Origin of the sequence: Streptomyces sp. NPDC093149 (assembly GCF_044754145.1) — a bacterium.
In the GTDB taxonomy this organism is placed as follows: Bacteria; Actinomycetota; Actinomycetes; order Streptomycetales; family Streptomycetaceae; genus Streptomyces.
The window spans coordinates 248664-270919 of sequence record NZ_JBIVON010000004.1 but is presented as its reverse complement, the minus strand read 5'-3'; the positions used below and the strand labels follow the sequence as shown (position 1 = coordinate 270919).

Here is a 22256-nt window from a genome sequence, read left to right as displayed (position 1 = left end):
ATGGATGCGGAATCCGGAAGCCGAAGCGCGGAAAGGGTACGCACCCATGGCCAAGCAGAACGTGTCGGAGCAGTTCGTCGACATCCTCGTCCGGGCGGGCGTCAAGCGTATGTACGGCGTCGTCGGCGACAGCCTCAACCCGGTCGTCGACGCCATCCGCCGCAACTCGGCCATCGACTGGATCCAGGTCAGGCACGAGGAGACCGCCGCGTTCGCCGCCGGGGCCGAGGCCCAGATCACCGGCTCTCTGGCGGCCTGTGCCGGATCCTGCGGCCCCGGAAATCTGCACCTCATCAACGGTCTCTACGACGCCCACCGCTCCATGGCACCGGTCCTCGCCCTCGCCTCGCACATTCCTTCGAGCGAGATCGGTCTCGGCTACTTCCAGGAGACCCATCCGGAGCTGCTCTTCCAGGAGTGCAGTCACTACAACGAGATGATCTCCAACCCGCAGCAGATGCCCCGGCTGCTCCAGACCGCCATTCAGCACGCGATCGGACGAGGCGGGGTCAGCGTCGTCACCATGCCGGGTGACATCGCATCGCAGCCTGCCCCGGAGAAGTCGATCGAGCACGCCCTGGTCACCTCGCGGCCGACGGTACGGCCCGGGGACGAGGAGATCGAGAAGCTCTGCAGGATGGTCGACGAGGCGAAACGTGTGACATTGTTCTGCGGCAGCGGCACCGCGGGCGCCCACGCCGAGGTGATGGAGTTCGCCGAACGGGTGAAGGCTCCGGTCGGGCACGCACTGCGCGGCAAGGAGTGGATCCAGTACGACAACCCGTACGACGTCGGAATGAGCGGGCTGCTCGGCTACGGCGCCGCCTACGAGGCGACGAACGAGTGCGATCTCCTCATCCTGCTCGGCACCGACTTCCCCTACAACGCCTTCCTCCCCACCGATGTGAAGATCGTCCAGGTCGATGTGCGCCCCGAACACCTCGGCCGCCGCTCCAAGCTGGATCTGGCGGTCTGGGGCGATGTCCGCGAGACCCTGCGCTGTCTGACCCCGCGCGTGCAGGCCAAGACCGACCGCAAATTCCTCGACCGGATGCTGAAGAAGCACGCCGACGCGCTGGAGGGCGTCGTCAAGGCGTATACCCGCAAGGTCGAGAAGCACATCCCGATCCATCCGGAGTACGTCGCCTCGGTGCTGGACGACCTGGCCGACGAGGACGCCGTGTTCACCGTCGACACCGGTATGTGCAACGTGTGGGCCGCGCGCTATCTCTCACCCAACGGCAAGCGCCGAGTCATCGGATCGTTCAGTCACGGCTCGATGGCCAACGCGCTGCCGCAGGCCATCGGTGCCCAGTTCGTCGACCGGAACCGGCAGGTGGTGTCGATGTCCGGCGACGGTGGATTCACCATGCTGATGGGGGACTTCCTCACCCTCGTGCAGTACGACCTCCCGGTGAAGGTCGTGATGTTCAACAACTCCTCCCTGAGCATGGTCGAGCTGGAGATGCTGGTCTCCGGTCTGCCCTCGTTCGGTACGACCAACAAGAACCCGGACTTCGCGGCGATCGCCCGAGCCGCCGGGGCGTACGGCGTACGGGTGGAGAAGCCCAAGCAGCTCGAAAGCGCCCTCAAGGACGCCTTCAAGCACAAGGGCCCGGCACTCGTCGACGTCGTCACCGACCCCAACGCGCTCTCCATCCCGCCGAAGATCAGTGCGGAGATGGTGACCGGCTTCGCGCTCTCCGCAAGCAAGATCGTGCTGGACGGGGGAGTGGGCCGGATGGTCCAGATGGCCCGCTCCAACCTGCGGAACGTGCCCCGCCCCTGATGAACGGACCCGCGGGCCGGGAGGGGGCGCGAGGGGGGTGGTATGTCACGCCTCACGCAGGGGTCAGCCGCACCGTCAGGATCTGGAACGGCCGCAGTGACAGTACGAGACCGCGCTCATCGGTGTCCGCCTCGTGCAGCGGCCGTTCCAGCAGGTCGGTGATCCGGGCCCGCACGACGGGGAACCCGACCCGCATCGTCGTACGGGCGCGCCCGCCCGCCGACTCGTACAGTCGCACGACGACGTCGCCGCTGCGGTCCTCGGCGAGCTTCACCGACTCCACCGTGACCGCCGGATGCCCGGTGCTGAGCAGTGACGGCAGCACGGGCGCCACCGCCGCTCGCAAGGGCAGATTGAGTGCCAGCCCCTCCTGCACCGCATCCGTGACCTCGCTGCCCGGGGCCAGCGCGTATCCGAACCGGTGCCTGCCCAGGTCGGCCTCCGGGTCCGGACTGCGCGGGGCACGGAGCAGCGTCAGCCGCACGGTCGTGCCGAGGCCCGCTGCGTGCGGGGTCCGGGTCACGTCGTGCCCGTACGTCGAGTCGTTGAGCAGGGCGATGCCGTAACCCGGCTCGGCGACCCGGAGCCAGCGATGGGCGCAGATTTCGAAGCGGGCCGCGTCCCAGCTGGTGTTGTCGTGCGTGGGCCGGTGGATGTGCCCGAACTGGATCTCGGCCGTGGACCGTTCGGCATGCACATCGAACGGGAACGACGCCTTGAGGACCTTCTCCGACTCCTGCCAGTCCACCTCCGTGTCGATGTCGATCCGTCGGCTGTCCGCGGTCAGTCGGATCTCCTGCACGAGGTGCGACGCCCCGAACGACCGCGTCACGCGGACGGCGGCTCGCAACGGCCCCTCCTCGATGAGTTCGACGGAGTCGGCCTCGGTGAGATCGGTGCGGGTGCGGCGGTAGTGCCGGTCGATGTCCCACGCGTCCCAGTGATTGGGGTGATCCGGGTGCAGCTGGAGGAGGTTGGCGCGATGGCCGGGGACGAGCACGTCCCGCCCCGCGCCGAGATCGCGCACGGCGGCGATCAGCCCGTCGCCGTCGACGACGACGCGCAGCAGTCCGTTGTCGAGCACGAAGCCCTTGCCTGCCGGGCCGCCCTTCGGCCTGTCTGCCGCCCCGTCGACCGGCCGATCCACCGGCCGGCCCGATGCCCCGTCCACCGGCCGATCCACCGGTCGGCCCCATGCCCCGTCCACCGGCTCGTTCGTCGGTTGCTGTGCCGTTTCGGTCGTCGGCCCGCTCCCGGGACCGGAATTCGTGGGCTCGTCCGCCCGCTCCGTCGCAGGCCCGCCCGTGTACCGGGTCGCCATGACCGCGTGCTCGGGAACTGCCGAGCCGTCCAGTCGGCCCGCGCCCAGGCCGGGGGCCTGCGCCAGCACCGCCGTGCGTCCGTCGCCCAGCGGCTGTGCGTACGCGCCCGAGGGCAGAACCGCACTCGCCTCCGCGTCCAGCTCCATCACCTGACTGCGCTGATAAGGAGAGCAGTTGAGCGCTACCAGGTCTCTTGTCCCACCCAATGCCGCCACCGCGTCCGCCACCACATCGGCAAGTTCCCTCCGCACCGATTCATAGGTCTCGCGCGCCTCGCGGTGCACCCAGGCGATCGACGAGCCGGGCAGGATGTCGTGGAACTGATGGAGCAGTACCGTCTTCCACAGCCGGTCCAGCGTCTCGTACGGGTAGCGGTGGCCGGGCGAACGCAGCGTCGCCGCCGTCGCCCACAACTCGGCCTCACGCAAGAGGTGTTCGCTGCGTCGATTGCCCTGTTTGGTCTTGGCCTGAGTGGTGTACGTGCCCCGGTGCAGCTCCAGATACAGCTCGCCCGACCAGACCGGCGCGTGCGCTCCGTACTCCGCCTCGGCCGTCGCGAAGAACGCCGACGGACTCTCGATCCCGACCCGGGGCGAACCCTCCAGATCTCTGAGTCTGCGCGCCTTCTCCAGCATCTCGCGCGTGGGACCGCCCCCGCCGTCGCCCCAGCCGAACGGCACGAGGGACCGGGTCGCGAGGCCCTTCTCCGCGAAGTTCTTCTCGGCGTGGGCGAGTTCGTGGCCATGGAGCTGTGCGTTGTAGGTGTCCACCGGCGGGAAGTGGGTGAAGACCCTGGTCCCGTCGATGCCCTCCCACCAGAAGGTGTGATGTGGCATTTCATTGCTCTGGTTCCAGGACAGTTTCTGGGTCAGGAACCACTTCACCCCCGCCAGTCTTGCCAGCTGAGGGAACGCGCCGGTGTGGCCGAACGAGTCCGGCAGCCAGATCTCCTCGGTATCCACCCCCAGCTCCTGTGCGAAGAACCGCTTGCCGTGCACGAGCTGCCGGGCCAGCGCCTCGCCGCCCGGCATATTCGCGTCGGACTCCACCCACATCGATCCGACGGGTGTCCACCGGCCTTCTGCCACGGCCTGCTTGACGCGCTCCCAGATGTGCGGCTGATGCTCCTTCACCCATGCGTACTGCTGAGCCTGTGACGCGGCGAAGACGAGCTCCGGATAGTCCTGGGCCAACGCGGTGACATTGGCGAAGGTGCGCGATGCCTTGCGCACCGTCTCGCGCAGCGGCCACAGCCAGGCCGAGTCGATGTGGGCATGACCGATGGCCGAGATCCGGTGCGCGCCGGCCGCCGCCGGACGGGACAGCGTCTCGGCCAGCTCCGCCCGGCCGGCCGGCGCCGTGCCCGTCACGTCGTGCAGATCCACCGCATCAAGCATGCGTTCGAGCGCCCGCAGGATCTCGTGCCGCCGGGAACGGTCCACGGGAAGCTCCCGCATCAGCTCGGTGAGCACCTCGATGTCCAGCACGAGATGCCAGACCTCCTCGTCGAGCACGGCGAGGTCCGCGGAGGTGAACCGGTACAGGGGCCGGTCGCCCGCCGTCGTCACGTCCCCGAGCGGCGACGGCACGAAACCGTGCTCCAGCACCGACGGGTTGGCCGCGGCCTCCAGCAGCAGTGAGACCGGTTCGCCGCCGATCGCCGGGGACGCGACCGTCAGATGCCGATTGCGCGGATGGACACCCTTGAGGGGGACCCCGGCCGCGTCGTACAGCATCCCCTCGGCCTGGAATCCGGGCCCTTGGCCGGAGAAGCCCGGGTCGACGACCACCTCGACCCGTCGCCCCGCCCATTCCCGGGGCACGCTTCCCTCCAACCGGAACCAGCTGGTGGACCACGGCTCCCCCCACTCCGTGCCGGTCCTGAACGGTTCGAACGTTCCTGCCAGTGCCTGATCCACCGGTACGGGCTCACCGGGGATGTGCCGCACGGACAGCGCGAGCGGGGTCCGGTCCGGGTACTGGGCGGGGCGGATGAACTGGTGAAGGGCCCGTTCGAGCCGGTCCTCCACCTGGGGGCGGTCGTCATGCATCACGGCTCCTCGGGATCGGTGCCTCGGGGTGTTCATGGCTCCACTTCCCCGAAGGGCGGGCAGGCACCCGTGCGAGCACGCCGACGGGGTGACGACTGATCAACTGCCCACGCACACACCCTTGGCGCCCCACAAGCAATGTGACATATTACTGCCGTGCTCATGAGACAGCCCTTGGATGTCGTCATCGTCGGGGCCGGAGTGGTCGGTGCCGCCTGCGCCTACTACGCCTCCCGGTCCGGACTGTCCGTAGCCGTCGTCGACCGCGGGCCGGTCGCCGGAGGCACCACCGGAGCCGGGGAGGGCAACCTCCTGGTCTCCGACAAAGTGCCCGGACCCGAACTCCAACTCGCCCTGCTTTCAGCAGCGTTGTGGGGCCAACTGGCGCAGGAACTGCCGCCGCGCATCGAGTACGAACTCAAGGGCGGCCTGGTCGTGGCGGCGTCCGAGGAATCCCTGGCCACCCTGTCGGCGACCGCGGACGGACAACGGGGAGCGGGGGTCGAGGCGTACCACGTCACATCCGATCGGCTCCGCGATGTCGAGCCACACCTCGCGCCGAGCCTTGCCGGAGGCTGTCACTACCCGCAGGACGCCCAGGTCCAACCCGCCCTGGCCGCAGCCGAGTTGCTGCGGGCAGCCGGTCGGGCCGGGGCGCGCCTGTGCCTGGGGCAGGAGGTCGTCGGGATACTCAGGGGCCGGGACGGGGCGGTGCGGGGGGTGCGCACCGCACGGGGCGAACTGATCGCCTCCGTCGTCGTCAACGCGGCGGGCACTTGGGGCGGTGAGCTCGCGGCGCTGGCGGGGGTGGACCTGCCGGTCCTGCCACGCAGGGGGTTCGTGCTCGTCACCGAGCCGTTGCCCCGGCTGATCCGGCACAAGGTCTATGCGGCGGAGTACGTGGCCGATGTGTCGAGCGGGTCCGCCGCGCTGCAGACCTCGCCCGTGGTGGAGGGGACGCCCTCGGGGCCGGTCCTGATCGGCGCCAGCCGCGAGCGGGTCGGCTTCGACCGGACGTTGTCAGTGCCGGTGGTCGCCCGGCTGGCTGCGCAAGCCGCGGCCCTGTTCCCGGTACTGGCGGACGTTCGGGTGTTGCGCGCCTACCACGGGTTCCGCCCCTATCTGCCCGATCACCTGCCCGCGATCGGCCCGGATCCCAGAGTGCCCGGCCTCTTCCACGCCTGTGGTCACGAAGGAGCCGGGATAGGCCTGGCCCCTGCGACCGGTCGGCTGATCGCCGACGCGATCCACGGGCGGCGGCCCGTACTCGATCTCGGTCCGTTCGCGCCCGACCGGTTCGACACCGCATGCCATGTCACATGACGGCAGAGGCGGCGCGGATGCTCCGGGAGGGGGCGCCGCGTCCTGCGCGAGCACCCGCGCGGCGCGGGGGAGGGCTCCCGGTGCGCGGGGAAGCCCACTGTGCGCCCGAAGAAGCCCCGTGTGCCCGAGGAAGAGAAAGCGTTCTGCCCCAGGAGAGGACCCTGTGAGACGCACCCGAGCGCGTACCCCGGCCGAACTTGTCGGGGCCGAGCCCGAACCGGAATTCCAGCTGACCTTCGACGGACGCCCGATCCGGGGACTGCCGGGTCAGAGCATCGCCGCCACACTGTGGTCGGCGGGCATCCTGACCTGGCGCACGACCCGGGTCCACGGTCGGCCGAGGGGAGCCTTCTGCGGCATCGGTGCCTGCTACGACTGTCTGGCCACCGTCAACGGCAGCCCCAACCAGCGCGCTTGCCTGCTTCCCGCCCGCCCGGGCGACGCCATCACCACGCAGGAGGGCGACGGCCATGCCTCGATCGATGGATGACCGCCGGCCGCGGGACGCGGACCGTGCCGAACTCGCCGTGGTGGGTGCGGGTCCGGCCGGCCTGGCCGCAGCAGTCATGGCGGCCGACCACGGCTTGGACGTGCTTCTGCTGGACGCGGCCGACACACCGGGCGGACAGTACTACCGCAGCCCGGCCGAGGGGCTCGGCGCCACTCGGCCCGATGCCCTCCACCACGGCTGGTCCGTCTTCGCCGGACTCGCCGCGCGGCTCGCGGCGCACCGCGCATCGGGCGCGATCAGGCATCTCGCCGGGCACCAGGTGTGGTCGGTCGAACGAGCGCGTGACGGCGACTGGATCCTGCATGCGGTCACCGGACCCGAGGGGGAGCGCCGGCATGCCGTCACGGGGCGCCGACTGCTGCTGGCGACGGGCGCCCATGAACGGCAACTTCCCTTTCCGGGCTGGACACTTCCGGGTGTCGTCGGTGCGGCCGGAGCCCAGGCCATGCTCAAGTCGGGCCTGACGCTGCCGGGCCGCCGGATCGTGGTCGCGGGGAGCGGACCGCTCCTGCAGGCCGTCGCACTGTCGCTGACGCGTGCCGGTGCGAGCGTTCCGGCACTGATCGAGGCGTCCGGTTACGCGGCCTATGCGCGCGCTCCCCACGTGCTGGCAGCCAACCCCGGCAAGGCGGCGGAGGGAGTCCGGTACGGTACGGCGCTGGCCCGCGCCGGGGTCCGGGTCCTGACGCACAGGGCGGTCACCGAAGTGCACGGCGACACGCGGGTGGAGGCAGTGACCGTCAGCCGCGTGAACCGTCGTTGGAGTCCCGTGCCCGGGACCGGACGCGAGATCCCCTGCGACGCACTCGCCGTGGGACACGGGCTCGTCCCTCAGCTGGAACTCGCCGTGGCGCTCGGCTGCACCACGCGCGTCTGTGCCGACGGTACGCATGCGGTCGCTCTCGACGCACAGCTCCGGACCACCGTGCCGGGGGTCTGGGCAGCCGGCGAGACCGGCGGCATCGGTGGCGTTGAACTCGCCCTGTGCGAAGGAGAGCTGGCGGCACTGTCGATCGTTCGCGAGGTACGGGGCGGGGTGCGGAGGGAAGCGGCGCGCAGGGCGATCGCCCTGCGCCGGTCCCGGAGTCGTCTGCGCGCCTTCGCCGCAGTGATGGGCGCCGTGCACCGGCCGGGGGAGGGGTGGAGCGAATGGCCGGCCGACGACACGGAGGTCTGCCGTTGCGAAGAGGTCACGGCGGGCCGGATCCGAACCGCTTGCGAGGAGCTCGGGGCCGGTGACGCCAGGACCGTCAAGCTGCTCACCCGTGCGGGAATGGGGTGGTGCCAGGGCCGGACCTGCGGATTCGCCGTTCGGGAACTCGCCACTGCGCACGGCACCGGACGCGGCGCCGGAGCAGAGCAGGACGGCCCCGACCGGCGCCCGCTGGCCTGTCCCGTGAAACTGTCCGCACTCGCCGATCTCGCCGACCCCGGGTAGGCCCGCGGCACCCCGACTCCCCCGGTACTGCCGGCACGCCCCTGCCACTCCACGGCACCGCGCGTCGCCGATCGCTGCCCACTCATTCACCACACCGTGACATGTCACACCCTTCAAGGAGACACGATGCAGACGAACGCTCACCCGCGCACACGACCCTGGCACGGCGTCATGGTCGCCACCCCTCTCACCCTGCGCGACGACTGCACGATCGACTACGACGCCTATGCCGAGCACGTCCGACAGCTCATCGCTGCGGGCTGCGACGGTGTGGTGCCCAACGGGTCACTGGGGGAGTACCAGACCTTGACCGACGGCGAACGCGAGCAGGTGGTCCGGGTGGCCGTCGAAGCAGCGGGCGACGGCAGCCGCGTCATGCCGGGCGTCTCCGCCTACGGCAGCGCGGAGTCACGGCGCTGGGCGGAACAGGCCGCGGAGGCGGGCGCCGGTTCCGTGCTGCTCCTGCCGCCCAACGGCTACCGCTGCGAGGACGCGGCGGTCCGCGCCCACTACACGGAGGTCGCCCGGGTCGGGGTTCCGGTCGTGGCGTACAACAACCCCTACGACACCAAGGTGGATCTGACCCCCGGCCTGCTCGCCGCGCTCCACCAGGACGGCAGCGTCGTGGCGGTCAAGGAGTTCAGCGGTGACGTCCGCCGGGCGTACGAGATCGCCGAACAGGCGCCCGGTCTCGATCTGCTCGTGGGTGCCGACGACGTGCTGCTGGAACTGGCACTCGCCGGGGCCGTCGGCTGGATCGCGGGCTGCCCGAACATGCTGCCGTCCTGCTGCGTAGAGCTGTACCGAGCCGCTGTGACAGGTGATATGGCAACAGCGCTGCCGCTGTACCGGGAACTGCACGCCCTGCTTCGGTGGGACTCGAAGCCGGAGTTCGTCCAGGCCATCAAGGCATCCATGGATGTCGCCGGACGGCACGGCGGGCGCACCCGTCCGCCGCGCCTTCCCCTGCCCGACGAGGACGCGGCCGCCGTACGTGCCGCGACGGAGAAGGCACTGGCCGCAGGCCACGGGTGACCGCACGATCGCCTGACCGTCGTTCCGTACGCGTACGCCGGATCGCCACCTGACCCGGCCACGTTCCGTACGCCGACGTCGGGCCGCGGCTCGCCCCGGCCCCGTTCTCTCCGCGTACTCCGCGTACTCCGCGTACTTCTCGTTCATCGTTTTCGTCGTGACGAACCAGGGAGAGCCTTGCAGACACGTCATATCTTCCATGCGGTCGACTCACACACCGAGGGCATGCCCACCCGCGTCATCACCGGCGGCATCGGCACCATTCCCGGCGCCACCATGGCCGAACGGCGCAGATACTTCCAGGAGCACCGGGACGCCGTGCGCACCCTGCTCATGTACGAACCGCGCGGCCACGCAGCCATGAGCGGCGCGATCCTTCAGCCGCCCACCAGGCCCGACGCGGACTTCGGCGTCCTCTACATAGAGGTCTCCGGCTTTCTGCCGATGTGCGGTCACGGAACCATAGGGGTCGCGACCGTTCTGGTGGAGACCGGCATGGTCGAGGTCACCGAACCCGTCACAACCGTGCGGCTGGACACCCCGGCCGGACTCGTCGGTGTCGACGTTCACGTGCGGGACGGCGCGGCGACGGCTGTCACCCTGACCAACGTGCCCGCGTTCAGCGTCGGTCTCGACCGGACGGTGGACGTACCCGGTTACGGAAAGGTGCGGTACGACCTCGCCTACGGTGGCAACTTCTACGCGATGGTGCAACTCTCCGACTTCGGGCTGCCCTTCGACCGGGCGCGCAAGGACGACATCCTGTCGGCCGGACTGGCTCTGATGGACGCGGTCAACGCCGCTGATCGGCCCGTCCATCCGGAGGATCCCGGGATTCATGGCCTCAAGCACGTGCAGTTCATCGCACCCGGTTCCGACGCGCGCCACTCCCGGCATGCGATGGCGATCCACCCCGGCTGGTTCGACCGGTCGCCCTGCGGAACAGGCACCTCGGCACGCATGGCGCAGTTGCACGCCCGTGGTGAACTCCCCCTGGACCGCGACTTCGTGAACGAGTCGTTCATCGGCACCTCGTTCACCGGGCGACTGGTCGAGCAGACCACCGTGGGCGGTCTGCCGGCCGTCGTCCCGACTGTCACGGGCCGCGCCTGGATCACCGGTACCGCACAATTCTTCCTGAACCCGTCCGATCCGTTCCCAGAAGGATTCCTGCTGTGAAGCTGCCCCTGCTCGGCGCCGACGACATCGAGGCCCTCGGACCCACCGGAGCCGTGAACGCCCTGGAGGCGGCGCTGAGCGGGGGATTCGATCCGGAGACGTCACCGGCCCGGCACCATGTCACGGTGCCCGGCGGTGAACTGCTGATCATGCCTGCCACCACGCAGCGGATGACCGGGGTGAAGATCGCCGGAGTCGCTCCCGGCAATCCGGCACGCGGCCTGCCCCGGATCACCGGAAGCTACTTGCTGCTCGACGGTTCCACCCTGCTGCCGATCGCCCTGCTCGACGGTGCCGCGCTCACCACGCTGCGCACACCGGCCGTGTCCGCACTCGCGATCCGACACCTCACCGAGCCCGTGCTGCGTCACGCGGTGCTCTTCGGAACCGGCCCCCAGGCGTACGGCCACCTTGCCGCGTTGCTCGCCGAACGGCAGGTCGAACGGCTCTCCGTGATCGGTCGTACCCCGCAACGCGTCGCCGCACTGGTCGAGCATGCCCGCCGACTCGGCGTGGACGCCCGTGCGGGCGGGGCGCACGGGGCGCAGGAGGTGGCCACGGCCGATCTTGTGCTCTGCTGCACCACCTCCGCCACCCCGCTCTTCGACGGCACCCTCGTGCCGGACGGGGCGACGGTCGTCGCAGTCGGCTCGCACACCCCGGATGCCAGGGAGGTCGACACCGCTCTGGTGTCACGCTCCGCCGTGTTCGTCGAATCGAGGGCGGCCGCCCTGGCGGAGGCGGGAGACCTGCTGATCCCGCTGGCGGAAGGAGCCTTCAGCGTCGAGGACATCGCCGCCAACCTCGCCGAGCTGGTGACCGGGGGCGAACTCGTCGGACGACCGGTCGGATGCGTGGGCCCACGGTTCTTCAAGAGCGTCGGCATGGGCTGGGAAGACCTCGCGGTCGCCGCTGCGGTGCACGGGGGGCCGACGCCCTGACCGAGTTGTCCACAGGCCGGGAACGACGGGCCCGAGCGGAAACGTGACATTGTATTCTGAGGGCCCGTACGGCGCTGGAGGAACACATATGGCCCGCCTGACGACGCTCAACGCCATCTCGGCGCAAGAGCATTTGCGCGACAGAGTGGCGAACGCCCTCCGAGCGGCCCTGATCGCCGGCGACCTCCGTCCGGGCATGATCTACTCCGCTCCCGCGCTCGCCGCCGAGTTCGGGGTGTCCGCCACCCCGGTGCGCGAGGCCATGCTCGACCTGGCGCGTGAGGGCCTGGTCGAAGCCGTCCGCAACAAGGGCTTTCGGATCACCGAGTTGACCGAGCAGGACCTGGACGACTTCACCGAACTCCGCGCCATGATCGAGGTACCCACCGTCGGCCGCATCGCCAGAATGGGCAGGACCAGGGAGCTGAAGGCACTACGGCCGCTCGCCCTGGCGATCGTCGACGCGGCGGCCGACCACGACATCATCGGCTACCTGGAGGCGGACCGTCGCTTCCATCTCGAACTGCTCGGGCTGGCCGGCAACCGCCGGCTGGTGGAGGAGGTCAGCAGCCTGCGCAAGCGATCGCGCCTCTTCGGGCTCAACCGGCTCGCCGCGACAGGGCAGTTGACCGTATCGGCCGAGGAGCACGTCCAACTGCTCGATCTCATGATCGCCGGTGACGCCCAGCGCGCCGAGACCTGCATGCTGACCCATATGTCACATGTCAGATCGCTCTGGGCCGAGGAGGAGGGCGGTGATCCCGGCGAGGGCGGCATCCGGATCAGAAGGGTGTCGATGCCGGTCGCCGAGGTCTGAACCGCCTGACCGGCTCCGGGGCCCCAGGTGGTCTCTCCGCCCCCCGGCCGACCCACGGCAGGGGCGGCCGTCGAAGGGGACCTCCCTGCTCAACCGTCCAGCAGGGAGCCCATCCACCCCTCGACTCCGTCGGCGGTGCGCGGCAGCGCGGACGACATGAGCCGGGCGCCGTCGGCCGTCATCACGAGGTCGTCCTCGATCCGCACCCCGATTCCACGCAGTGACGGGGGCAGGGTCTCGTCGTCGGGCTGAAGATAGAGCCCGGGTTCCACGGTCAGTACCTGGCCGACTTCCAGGCGCCCGTCCAGATAGCTGCCGGCCCGTGCGTGGGCGCAGTCGTGAAGGTCCATACCGAGCATGTGTCCGCTGCTGCAGAGCGTGTACCGGCGGTAGAGGCCGTTGTCGGATTCGAGTGCCTCATCGGCGGACATCGGCAGCACGCCCCATTCGTGCAGCCCTTCGGCGATGACCCGCATGGCGGCCAGATGGAAGTCACGGAACCGTGCCCCGGGGCGCAGGGCCGCGATGCCGGCCTCCTGAGCGGCCAGCACCAGTTCGTAGACGCTGCGCTGCACGGGGGAGAAGCGGCCGGACAGCGGCAGGGTACGGGTGATGTCGGCCGTGTAGAGCGAATCGGTCTCCACTCCGGCGTCCAGGAGAAGCAGTCGGTCGCTCTCCAGTGGCCCGTCATTGCGGATCCAGTGCAGGACGCAGGCGTGCGCACCGGCCGCGGCGATCGTGGAGTAGCCCGGACCGTTCCCCTCCAGCCGGGCCCGCAGATCGAAGACGCCCTCGATCCAGCGTTCTCCTCTCGGGTGTCGCAGCGCCTGTGGAAGGCTTCGCACCACATCCTCGAAGCCGGTCACCGTCGCATCGACGGCATGCTGCAACTGATCGATCTCCCAAGGGTCCTTGACGAGGCGGAGTTCGCTGAGCACTGCCGCCAGTCCGGCCGGGGCCGACCGCCGGGGCGCAAACGGACCACGGATGCACAGCAGTTCGTCGACGGACGGGTCTACGCCGCCCAGCACCCGTACCGGGGGTTGCCGCCCGGTCAGCAGCTTCTCCCACGCGTCCAGGTGCGCGCAGCGGATACCGGTCATCCGGGTCGCCTCCGCCAGGTCGGGCCTGCGCCCGACCCAGAACTCCCCGTACCGGCGGTCACGGTAGAACTCGTGGCCGGTGCGTGGTGACCGGGGCCGCAGGTACAGCACCGCCTCGTGCCGCTCGTCACCGTCGGGTTCGAGGACGAGGACATGGCCGGCCTGGTCCTCGCCGGTGAGGCCGGTGAGCCAGGCGTAGCCGGTGTGCGGACGGAACCGGTGGTCGGTGTCGTTGGAGCGGACTGCGAGCGCACCCGCCGGGATGATCAGGCGCTCGCCCGGGAAGCGGGCGGCGAGCCGGGCGCGGCGGGCGGGTGTGACGTCGTACGCGGCGACGCGGATGTCCGCCGGTAGCGGGGTGTCCGCCCATGCCGTGCCCATGAAGGCGTCCAGCGCAGGAGACACCGGCAGGTCATGACTGCTGGTGCGGGGTGCGGAGAGGGAACGGGGCACGGGCATGACTCCTCGGTGCTCTGTCGGTGGGCCACTGAAATCTGTTGCTGGGGCGACGAGTTGGCGCGGAGATGAATGTGCGTCAGAGGGCTTCCAGAGAACATGTGACATGTGCCATTGTACAGCGCGCAGCGAGGAAGAGGTCGTGTCCATGCCATGACCTATGGATGAACGCGGTCCGGCCTCACCCCCCCCGCGCATCCCCCACATCCGCGCGTCATCGCGCGGTCATCACTCCGCTGGGAGGCGGCACGTGAAGAACCGAACGGTTCGACAAAGACTGACGGGACTGTCAACTGCGGTCCTGGCGGCATGCCTGGGCGTGGGCCTGCTCTCCGCACCGGGCCAGGCTGTCGAGCGACACCCCACCGCATCGACAGCGACCGGCCACACCCGGACCGGCGACACCGGTCCGGGCCGTACGGGCAGCGGACCTGCCGCAGAGCCCGGCGGCCCCTCCGCCGAGGCGCAGACCGCACCCGTGGACGACGCCGACCACTTCGGCCGCAAGGCCCTCAAGGCCGCCGACCGCCCGCCGTTGTCCGCATCCAAGGACGCACTGCGGCGGGACTACGACGACCCCGGCGCCTCGCTCCCGAGCCACCTGGCGCCTTCGATGAAGGCCGACCTCAAGGCGAAGGCCAAGGCCGGCTCCAAGGCCCTGACCACGGCCGCGTGCAATGTCGGCGACTTCACCAGCCGCACCGGAAGCGACCTGGTCCAGCAGATCAAGTCATCGACGACCGACTGCGTCAACACGCTGTTCCGCGTCAAGGGCAACGACGGCAATCTGGCCTTCCGTGAGGCGCAGATGGTCACCGTCGCCAACGCCATGCGCGAGGGTTCGGCCGCCTACCCCGGCGACAGCAGTACCGGCATGCCCCAGCTGGTCCTCTATCTCCGAGCCGGGTACTACGTGCAGTATTACGACCCCGACACGGTGGGCAGCTACGGGCCGGAGCTGCGTACGGCCATCCAGGGCGCGCTCGACGCGTTCTTCGCCTCCTCGCACGCCTTCGACGTCACCGACGCCAACGGGGAGACCCTGTCCGAGGCCGTCATATTGATCGACAGCGCGGTCGAGAACGCCCGCTACCTGTCCGTCGTCAAGCGGCTGCTGGCCGACTACGACTCCTCGTACAACAGCTCCTGGTACATGGTCAACGCCGTGAACAGCGTGTACACGGTGTTCTTCCGCGGTCACCAGGTGCCGGAGTTCATCGCCGCGGTGGAGGCCGACCCCAGCCCGCTGGATGCCCTCAGCGACTTCGCTTCGCGCCATCTCGACCTGCTGGGCACCAAGCAGTCGTTCCTCGCCTCCAACGCGGGACTTGAGCTCGGCCGCTTCCTTCAGGAAGACTCCCTGCGCCCCAAGGCGAGCCCGTTGGCCGCCGGACTGCTCGGCAAGAGCTCCATCACCGGCCCCACCGCCCCGCTCTGGGTCGGCGTGGCGCAGATGGTCGAGGCCTACGACAAGGCGAACTGCTCGTACTACGGCACCTGTGACCTCGCTCAGCGCCTGAAGAGCGCGGTCCTCCCCGTCAGCCACACATGCAGCGACAGCATCCGCATCCTGGCGCAGCAGATGTCCGCCGAGGACCTCGAGGCGAGCTGTACCAGTCTGCGCAACCAGGACGCCTACTTCCATGACGTCGCGCGGGACAACGGTCCGGTCGAGGGCGACCGCAACACCACCATCGAAGTCGTGGTCTTCGACTCCAGCACCGACTACCAGACCTACGCCGGTGCGATCTACGGCATCAACACGAACAACGGCGGCATGTACCTGGAAGGCGACCCCGCCGCGGAAGGCAATCAGCCCCGGTTCATCGCGTACGAGGCCGAGTGGGTCCGCCCCGAGTTCCAGATCTGGAACCTGAACCACGAATACACGCACTACCTCGACGGCCGCTTCAACATGCACGGCGACTTCGAGGAGGGACTGACCACGCCGACCGTCTGGTGGGTCGAGGGCTTCGCGGAGTACGTCTCCTACTCGTACCGCAAGGTCGACTACGACGCCGCCGCAGCCCAGGCCGCGAACCACACCTACACCCTGCGGACCCTGTACGACACCACCTACGAGAACGCCGACCAGACCCGGGTCTACAACTGGGGTTATCTGGCCGTCCGTTACATGCTGGAGTCCCACCGCGGGGACATCGACACGCTCCTCGGCCTCTACCGCAAGGGTGACTGGAACGGGGCGCGCACCCTGCTCACATCGACCATCGGTGACCGTTACGAAACCGACTGGAACACCTGGCTGACCGCCTGTGCGAGCGGTGGCTGCAGTACCGGCACCAACCCGCCCACCGACCCCCCGGCCGAGTGCACCGGAAGCGACACGAGGGAGCTGGGCAAGAACTGCAAGCGCAGCGGTCTGACAGCCACCAAGGGCAACTACGCCTATATGTACCTGTACGTACCGGCCGGCACCACCTCGTTGGAGATCAGGGCAACGGGCGGCTCGGGCGACGCCGACCTCTACTACAGCGCGGACGGCTGGGCGATGACCGATCACTACACCAGCCGTGACAGCGGGGCCGGCAACGAGCACACGCTGACCATCGACCACCCGGCGGCCGGACCCCACTTCATCAGCATGTACGCCGTCGAGAACTTCGACGGCGTGACCGTCTCCACCAAGTACTGAGCATTCCGGACGCACGAAAACAGCCGGCCTGCGGAGGGATCCTCCTCCGCAGGCCGGCGCCGGCGAACCTCACCGGCTCACAGAAGCCGCAGCGTGCCGGGTGCCGTTTCGTCCGTCAGGATCTCCACGAGCAGATCGAACAGCGTCGGCCCCCGTCCGGCCAGGGCATCGTCCAGTCGCCTCTGGACCGAGGGCCTGTTGGCGGGGTGCACCCTGCTCAGGCTGTGCCGCAGATAGCGCGCTGTCTCCTCGTGTGCCAGGGCCTGCGCGGAGAGGGCGTGGTCCCGCCACTCGAAGACGAAGTCGCCGTCGTCCGGAGTGCCCATCCCGCCGCCGAGGCAGTCGGCGAGGGCATCGAAGTTGCGGCCGAAGTAACCGCCGGGGCCGTTCACCGCCTCGCCGATCACACTCCAGAACTGCTCCAGGCCGGTGACCCGGGAGCCGTCGATCACATAGGTCACGGTCATGGGTGGAGGGTACAAGCCCGGCTGCTTCGGCCGGCCCGTGATCCGCGCCGCAGGTGGGGGGCTACGGCGCGGATCGGTCCGGAGGGTTGAGCCTTCAGCAGCTCTGGTTGATCAGGTCGAATGTGGCGTAGTGGTCGCTGGTGTAGTAGTCCTCCCGTACCTTTTCGCCCGTGACGATCCGACGGGCGCCGCGGGTCGGGGAGCCGGGGGTGATGACCGTGTACTCGTGGTAGTAGCCGGTGCCCTGACTGGGCAGGACGCCTTCACGGTTCTGGAAGACGGCACCGTCCTGCGAGTACGGAAAGGGTCCGCCGGCGTCGATCAGGTCGAGGGTGTCGTGTGCCTGGGCAGGCAGTGCCGAGTAGCAGATGCTGCCGACCGAGGTGGTGGCGGCCGTGGCCGGGGAGGCGACCGGGCCGCCGACGAGGAGAACGGACAGAAGGGCGGCAGAGCCACCGAGCGTGGTGATCCGTGGGGGGATTCGCATAGCCACCATGATGACGCGCGTAGACATGGTGCCGTCAACGTCAACCGATGTGAATTTTTTGGGAGTTAACCGGAGAGGAGGAAATGTGACGCCGATGTGTCCGAAGGCTCGTGGGTCAACTCGGCCGAACCGTTCATTTATTGATGAGTCGACAAGCGTGGCAGCCGGTCTGTGGGGCATGCATCCCCGTGGAGGCGTTCCGTGAAGCCGTTAGGGCGAGAGGGAGCCGGAAGGTACGGGAAGGGGCCGGAAGGTACGGGAAGGGGCGAGCGGAACACGAGAAGCCGCAGGACGACAACGAGGCGCGACGACAAGGCGCGACAACGGGGCTCGACACAAGGGTGCGACGACAGGAAACGACAAGGGCGCGGGAAGACGAGACGGCGAGCAGGGGGATTCACTGTGCGTACGGGGGAAACGATGGAGCGTCGGGGCGAGGCCGATTTCGTGGTGGACGGGACGGCGCGCGCGCCGGGGGAGCAGGGACCGCAGCCGGTCCGGCTGCATCGCAGACTGGCCCACACCGATCTGGCGGGCGTCAGCGAAGTGCGCGGCGCGTTGCGGGAGTTCCTGCGATACCGATGGCGGACGGAGTCGGCCGAGGTGGCGGAACTGCTGCTCAGCGAGCTGGTGACCAACGCCCTGATCCATACGCGTCACGGCGCGGTCGTCACGGTGAGCGTGGCGCCCGCCAGACTGAGGGTGGAGGTGCGTGACTTCGTGTCCGGGCTGTCCTCGTCGTACGTACCGAACGCCGACGACGGTACGCACGGCCGAGGGCTGGTCCTGGTCCGGAATCTCGCGGATGCCTGGGGGGTCGGCGCGCAGGCGTTGGGCAAGGTCGTCTGGTTCGAACTGAACGGCGAAAGGCCCTGAGAGCCCGGGAGAACCGGGCCGTCAGGGCCTTTCGCGGCGGACGGATCAGCCGAACTGCTGCTCCAGGTCCTTCAGTTTCCGCTCCAGCGAATCGAGCCGGGGCAGTGCCTGGGTGTCGTCCTCGGCGGTGAGGTCGACGGTGATCGGCTCACCGGGGTTTCGGTCCGATGCCTCTCGGGCCGGACCTGTCACGGCCTGCAGGGAGGGCCGTGAAAGCAAGGGCAGTTGTCCCGGCTCGGATAGGGCAGGCTCCGCGGCGGGCTGAGCGGAGGCCGTCGCCGGGGCGATGGCCTGGACGTCCACCTGGGTCCCACCCCGGCCGACCCGACGCCAGGCCCGGTTCTGCCGGTTCAGCGCCTTGATGCGGGCCCGGTCCAGCTTGACCTGGTCCTTCCTGCGCAGACGGTTCTGCTCCTTCTCGCGCCGGTCCTCACGTACCTCCTCGACCGCCTCGTCCAGGGTGCGTACGCCCTCCAGCAGCATCAGCGACCAGGCGCCGAAGGTCTCCCGGGGGGCGCGCAGCCACCGTACGATCCGGATCTGCGGCAGTGGACGGGGGACCAGGCCCTGCTCGCGCAGCGCGGCCCGGCGGGTCTGCTTCAGCGCCCGGTCGAAGAGCACGGCCGCCGAGAGCGACATCCCCGCGAAGAACTGCGGCGCGCCGGCGTGGTCGATGCCGCGCGGCGCGTGCACCCAGTTGAACCAGGCGGCCGCGCCGGCGAACAGCCATACCAGCAGCCGGGAACCGAGCGCCGCGTCACCGTGACTGGCCTCGCGCACCGCGAGCACGGAACAGAACATGGCGGCCCCGTCCAGGCCGAACGGAACGAGATACTCCCAGCCACCGGAGAGGCCGAGGTTCTGCTCGCCGAACCCGACGAGCCCGTGGAAGGAGAGCGCGGCGGCGACCGCCGCGCAGCAGAACAGCAGGACGTACGAGGCGGTGGCATACAGCGCCTCCTTGCGTCTGCGACGCTCCTCGCTGCGTTCCCAGCTGTCGTCGGCAGCGGAATTCTCAGCGGCACGCTTGCCGCGTGCGACCACCGCCACCGCCGCCAGGACCCCCACGAGCAGCACGGCGCCCGGAAGCAGCCAATTCAGCGATATGTCGGTCAGTCTCATGCGCGGTCCCTTGCGTCGCGTAGGGCATTTCGGGCGCCATGATTGCCGAAACCCCGTCATGCTCAGGGGGTTTCGGGGCAAGAGAACGCCATTGGGTTGGCAGGGCATACGGATATCCGAGATCTGATCGAATATTCGTACGCGGCCAGTGATCTGCGTTCGAATAGTACTACTCGTACGAGGGGTGTGGATCAGTGAGCGGGCGTCAGTTTCCGTACCCGGTCCGCATCGCAGGTGCGGGGGCAGGTGACGCAGGTGTCCTCGGGGCGCAGCGTGTAGAAGAGGCAGCAGCTCGTCCGGTCGCGGGTGGGCAGTGATTCGCCGTTCGGACCGGTCAGCTCACGGAAGCCCGCCGATCCGACGTACGGCTCGGTGGTGCCGGGCAGGAGCTCCTCCAGCTCGGCCATCGCCCGTCGCTCCTCCCCGAGCAGATGGGCGATGTACCACAGGCCCTCGACGATCTCGTCCGTCGCCATCCCCCACAACGCCCTCCTGCCGCGCCGCATCCGCGGACCGAAGCCGTTCAGCACCGGGCCGATGTGCTCGGCCACCGACGCCAGTACCTCGGCCCGCAGCGCCGCCTCGTCGGGAACGACCCGGGCGCCCGGCAGTCCGGCCGCCGGGTCGTCGGGAAGGCAGGCGAACTCCCTCAGGCGCACCGTGAGATGGCCCAGCGCCCGCTGGAACGCCACATCCTCGACGGGGATCCGGGGGACGCGCCGGTGCAGGAACCACGGCACCGTCACCAGCAGGCAGGCGGGCCAGGCGTACCGGTGCAGCCCGAAGCCGGCGACCACGTCGGGGCGCGGCTGCTGCCCGTGGTCCCGCAGCACCTGCGCGTGGTCCCGGGCGAGGAAGGCGTCCAGCGCGGCGCCGCCCGCCGCGAGCTCATGAGCACCCACCCAGCCGGCACCGCGGGGAGCGGCCTCGTCGTCCGTCAGCACCTCTGCGCGCAGGCCGGGGAACACCTCGCTCAGGCGCGCGTACGCGCCCGTCACGGCGGACGCGGTGGTGCCGGGGAGAAGGGCGGGGAGTGTCATGCAGGGACCACCGAATCGCGATCGTTTGCAGGTAAGCCTTACCTTACCCGAACGGATCGATGTTTGAACTGCGGCCTGCTCCGCCTATGGTGCACAAGGGGCATGGCGCACGCGAGCCGCGCCCGCGGCAGGCCGGGGAGGTCCGAGTGGAGCAGGGCAGAGCGCGCGAACAGGCACGGCCGTCGTACTCGTCCGCCGCGTCCGCGACCGCCCCTTCGTCCGCGCAGGTGCCCGATGTGCGGGTGCCCGAGCAGGCGCGCGGCGAGCACACGCACTGCGAGCCGTCCGCCCCGCGGCCGGTGGTGCAGCGGCACTCCGTACGCGGTCAGATCCTGGACGCCCTGCGCGCCGCACTGGTGGACGGTCAGCTGGTCCCGGGGCAGGTCTACTCCGCACCCGCTCTGGGCGCCCGCTTCGGGGTCTCGGCGACGCCGGTGCGCGAGGCGATGCAGCAGTTGGCCATCGAGGGTGCCGTCGAGGTCGTACCGAACCGCGGCTTCCGTGTCTCCCTGCGGGGCCCGCGCGAGCTGGCGGAGCTGGCGGAGGTGCGGGCCCTGATCGAGGTCCCCGTCATGCTGAGGCTCGCCCGCACCGTGCCGCCGGCCCGTTGGTGCGCCCTGCGTCCGCTGGCCGAGGCCACCGTGGCGGCCGCCGCCGTCGGTGACCGGGCCGGCTACGCCGAGTCCGACCGCGCCTTCCACGGCGCCGTCCTCGCCCTCTGCGGCAACGAGCAGTTGGTGATGGTCGCCGACGACCTGCACCGCCGTTCCCAGTGGCCACTGGGGGACAACCCCACCACCCGCCGCGCCGACCTGCTGGCCGACGCCGCCGAGCACACCGCGCTGCTCGACGCGCTCATCGCCCAGGACCTGGTCGTCGTGCAGTCGCTGGTACGCGAACACTTCACCGGCGCCGAGAGCTGACGGCCTGGCACACGACGGCGAACGGGATCCCCGGCGCCGTGCGACTTCGCCGCCGCCGGCGTCGTCGGTCGACGACGCTCAGCGTCGCCTCCCTCCTGCGCATCGCCCCTCCTGCGCATCGCCCCCTCCTGCGCGTCGCCTGCCTCCTCCGCCTCGGATCCGAAGCCGCATGACGCCGCTCACCGATCCGCTCTCCCTCGTGCACCGGACCGTAACCGGACGGTGCCGCGGGCTCCGTCGGCCCCGCCGCGGGAACGGGTTACGCTACGCCTCTGATCACATGATCGTTCTTGGGGGCGGGAGTGGCAGGAAGCCGGGCGTCGAGACCGGTGTCCGGGCTGTTGATGGCGGCGGTGGCGCTGGGCACGGCCGGCTGTTCGCAGGCGGCCGGCCGGGGTGCGACCGTCCCGGCGGGCGAGAGTGCGTCGGCCACGTCCGTACAGCCGTCCGTGACACCGTCGCCGATGCCCACCGGCACCCCCGTCGCGACACCGGGACGCACGCCCGTCGCGAGGCCGTCCGAACCGGCCCCGGACGCCTCGCACACCGTCGCCGTCGTGGTACCACCGCCGCGGAGGGCCGCGCCGCCCAAGTCCCCGGTCCCGCCTCCGCGACGGGACAGCGGCAGATCACGGGACAATCCTCCCGCCGTGCCGCAGAACCCCGACCGGGGTCCCCACCCGCCGCCCGCCCCGGACCGCCCGTCCCCGACTCCGGAGTGGA

General features: G+C 69.8%; 18 protein-coding genes. 11 read left to right on the top strand and 7 right to left on the bottom strand.

Annotated elements, in window-relative coordinates; genetic code table 11:
* Positions 1-46: 46 nt before the first annotated feature.
* Positions 47-1789 carry a pyruvate dehydrogenase gene (locus tag ACIQCZ_RS14815; protein WP_402282498.1) on the top strand — a complete coding sequence of 581 codons (1743 nt, stop codon included), beginning with the start codon at positions 47-49 and terminating at the stop codon, positions 1787-1789.
* A gap of 52 nt (positions 1790-1841) precedes the next feature.
* Here ACIQCZ_RS14815 and ACIQCZ_RS14810 read toward each other — a convergent pair whose 3' ends face one another.
* Positions 1842-5162 (bottom strand): alpha-mannosidase, encoded by a 3321-nt coding sequence (locus tag ACIQCZ_RS14810; RefSeq protein WP_402282496.1) that lies wholly within the window; start codon positions 5160-5162, stop codon positions 1842-1844.
* Positions 5163-5324: 162 nt separating this feature from the next.
* On the opposite strand from ACIQCZ_RS14810, the gene ACIQCZ_RS14805 reads away from it, so the two are divergent.
* The 7 genes from ACIQCZ_RS14805 to ACIQCZ_RS14775 all read left to right on the top strand — a co-directional run bounded on the left by ACIQCZ_RS14805 (position 5325) and on the right by ACIQCZ_RS14775 (position 12406).
* Positions 5325-6485 (top strand): NAD(P)/FAD-dependent oxidoreductase, encoded by a 1161-nt coding sequence (locus ACIQCZ_RS14805; RefSeq protein WP_402282494.1) that lies wholly within the window; start codon positions 5325-5327, stop codon positions 6483-6485.
* A 163-nt stretch (positions 6486-6648) separates the two neighbouring features.
* Positions 6649-6975: a (2Fe-2S)-binding protein gene (locus ACIQCZ_RS14800; protein ID WP_402282492.1), complete on the top strand. Its 327-nt coding sequence runs from the start codon at positions 6649-6651 to the stop codon at positions 6973-6975.
* Entirely contained in the window at positions 6968-8434 is a 1467-nt protein-coding gene (locus ACIQCZ_RS14795) for an NAD(P)/FAD-dependent oxidoreductase (RefSeq protein ID WP_402282491.1), read from the top strand. The genes ACIQCZ_RS14800 and ACIQCZ_RS14795 overlap by 8 nt, the downstream gene beginning before the upstream one ends.
* Before the next feature lie 126 nt (positions 8435-8560).
* Entirely contained in the window at positions 8561-9469 is a 909-nt protein-coding gene (locus ACIQCZ_RS14790; RefSeq protein ID WP_402282490.1) for a dihydrodipicolinate synthase family protein, read from the top strand.
* 177 nt (positions 9470-9646) lie between these two features.
* The gene (locus ACIQCZ_RS14785) at positions 9647-10648 is read left to right on the top strand and encodes a proline racemase family protein (RefSeq protein ID WP_402282488.1); all 1002 of its coding nucleotides are present in this window, start codon (positions 9647-9649) and stop codon (positions 10646-10648) included.
* Positions 10645-11589, top strand: coding sequence for an ornithine cyclodeaminase family protein (locus ACIQCZ_RS14780; protein ID WP_402282487.1), 945 nt, complete (start codon positions 10645-10647; stop codon positions 11587-11589). The genes ACIQCZ_RS14785 and ACIQCZ_RS14780 overlap by 4 nt, the downstream gene beginning before the upstream one ends.
* Before the next feature lie 88 nt (positions 11590-11677).
* Positions 11678-12406 carry a GntR family transcriptional regulator gene (locus tag ACIQCZ_RS14775; RefSeq protein ID WP_402282486.1) on the top strand — a complete coding sequence of 243 codons (729 nt, stop codon included), beginning with the start codon at positions 11678-11680 and terminating at the stop codon, positions 12404-12406.
* 89 nt (positions 12407-12495) lie between these two features.
* Here ACIQCZ_RS14775 and ACIQCZ_RS14770 read toward each other — a convergent pair whose 3' ends face one another.
* Positions 12496-13968, bottom strand: coding sequence for an aminopeptidase P family protein (locus ACIQCZ_RS14770; protein WP_402282484.1), 1473 nt, complete (start codon positions 13966-13968; stop codon positions 12496-12498).
* A gap of 247 nt (positions 13969-14215) precedes the next feature.
* Between ACIQCZ_RS14770 and ACIQCZ_RS14765 the strand changes: the two genes are divergently transcribed.
* On the top strand, positions 14216-16618 hold the full coding sequence (locus ACIQCZ_RS14765; protein ID WP_402282483.1) for a M9 family metallopeptidase: 2403 nt from the start codon (positions 14216-14218) through the stop codon (positions 16616-16618).
* A gap of 77 nt (positions 16619-16695) precedes the next feature.
* Here the strand turns inward: ACIQCZ_RS14765 and ACIQCZ_RS14760 are convergent, their stop codons facing one another.
* On the bottom strand, positions 16696-17085 hold the full coding sequence (locus ACIQCZ_RS14760; RefSeq protein ID WP_402282482.1) for a barstar family protein: 390 nt from the start codon (positions 17083-17085) through the stop codon (positions 16696-16698).
* Positions 17086-17179: 94 nt separating this feature from the next.
* The gene (locus ACIQCZ_RS14755; RefSeq protein ID WP_402282480.1) at positions 17180-17572 is read right to left on the bottom strand and encodes a ribonuclease domain-containing protein; all 393 of its coding nucleotides are present in this window, start codon (positions 17570-17572) and stop codon (positions 17180-17182) included.
* Positions 17573-18085: 513 nt separating this feature from the next.
* On the opposite strand from ACIQCZ_RS14755, the gene ACIQCZ_RS14750 reads away from it, so the two are divergent.
* On the top strand, positions 18086-18448 hold the full coding sequence (locus ACIQCZ_RS14750) for an ATP-binding protein (protein WP_402282925.1): 363 nt from the start codon (positions 18086-18088) through the stop codon (positions 18446-18448).
* Between the two features lie 45 nt (positions 18449-18493).
* Here ACIQCZ_RS14750 and ACIQCZ_RS14745 read toward each other — a convergent pair whose 3' ends face one another.
* The gene (locus ACIQCZ_RS14745; RefSeq protein ID WP_402282478.1) at positions 18494-19570 is read right to left on the bottom strand and encodes a DUF2637 domain-containing protein; all 1077 of its coding nucleotides are present in this window, start codon (positions 19568-19570) and stop codon (positions 18494-18496) included.
* 191 nt (positions 19571-19761) lie between these two features.
* Positions 19762-20610, bottom strand: coding sequence for a (2Fe-2S)-binding protein (locus ACIQCZ_RS14740; protein ID WP_402282477.1), 849 nt, complete (start codon positions 20608-20610; stop codon positions 19762-19764).
* Between the two features lie 146 nt (positions 20611-20756).
* Between ACIQCZ_RS14740 and ACIQCZ_RS14735 the strand changes: the two genes are divergently transcribed.
* Positions 20757-21533: a GntR family transcriptional regulator gene (locus tag ACIQCZ_RS14735; protein WP_402282475.1), complete on the top strand. Its 777-nt coding sequence runs from the start codon at positions 20757-20759 to the stop codon at positions 21531-21533.
* Positions 21534-21792: 259 nt separating this feature from the next.
* On the opposite strand, the gene ACIQCZ_RS14730 is transcribed toward ACIQCZ_RS14735, so the two are convergent.
* Positions 21793-22125 (bottom strand): hypothetical protein, encoded by a 333-nt coding sequence (locus tag ACIQCZ_RS14730; RefSeq protein WP_402282473.1) that lies wholly within the window; start codon positions 22123-22125, stop codon positions 21793-21795.
* Positions 22126-22256 lie beyond the last annotated feature (131 nt).

Coding starts and splice junctions, on each gene's coding strand:
- ACIQCZ_RS14775 (WP_402282486.1), top strand. CDS start 11,678: ATGGCCCGCCTGACGACGCTCAACGCCATCTCGGCGCAAGAGCATTTG.
- ACIQCZ_RS14740 (WP_402282477.1), bottom strand. CDS start 20,610: ATGACACTCCCCGCCCTTCTCCCCGGCACCACCGCGTCCGCCGTGACG.
- ACIQCZ_RS14805 (WP_402282494.1), top strand. CDS start 5,325: ATGAGACAGCCCTTGGATGTCGTCATCGTCGGGGCCGGAGTGGTCGGT.
- ACIQCZ_RS14810 (WP_402282496.1), bottom strand. CDS start 5,162: ATGCATGACGACCGCCCCCAGGTGGAGGACCGGCTCGAACGGGCCCTT.
- ACIQCZ_RS14745 (WP_402282478.1), bottom strand. CDS start 19,570: ATGAGACTGACCGACATATCGCTGAATTGGCTGCTTCCGGGCGCCGTG.
- ACIQCZ_RS14790 (WP_402282490.1), top strand. CDS start 8,561: ATGCAGACGAACGCTCACCCGCGCACACGACCCTGGCACGGCGTCATG.
- ACIQCZ_RS14755 (WP_402282480.1), bottom strand. CDS start 17,572: ATGCGAATCCCCCCACGGATCACCACGCTCGGTGGCTCTGCCGCCCTT.
- ACIQCZ_RS14760 (WP_402282482.1), bottom strand. CDS start 17,085: ATGACCGTGACCTATGTGATCGACGGCTCCCGGGTCACCGGCCTGGAG.
- ACIQCZ_RS14815 (WP_402282498.1), top strand. CDS start 47: ATGGCCAAGCAGAACGTGTCGGAGCAGTTCGTCGACATCCTCGTCCGG.
- ACIQCZ_RS14770 (WP_402282484.1), bottom strand. CDS start 13,968: ATGCCCGTGCCCCGTTCCCTCTCCGCACCCCGCACCAGCAGTCATGAC.
- ACIQCZ_RS14795 (WP_402282491.1), top strand. CDS start 6,968: ATGGATGACCGCCGGCCGCGGGACGCGGACCGTGCCGAACTCGCCGTG.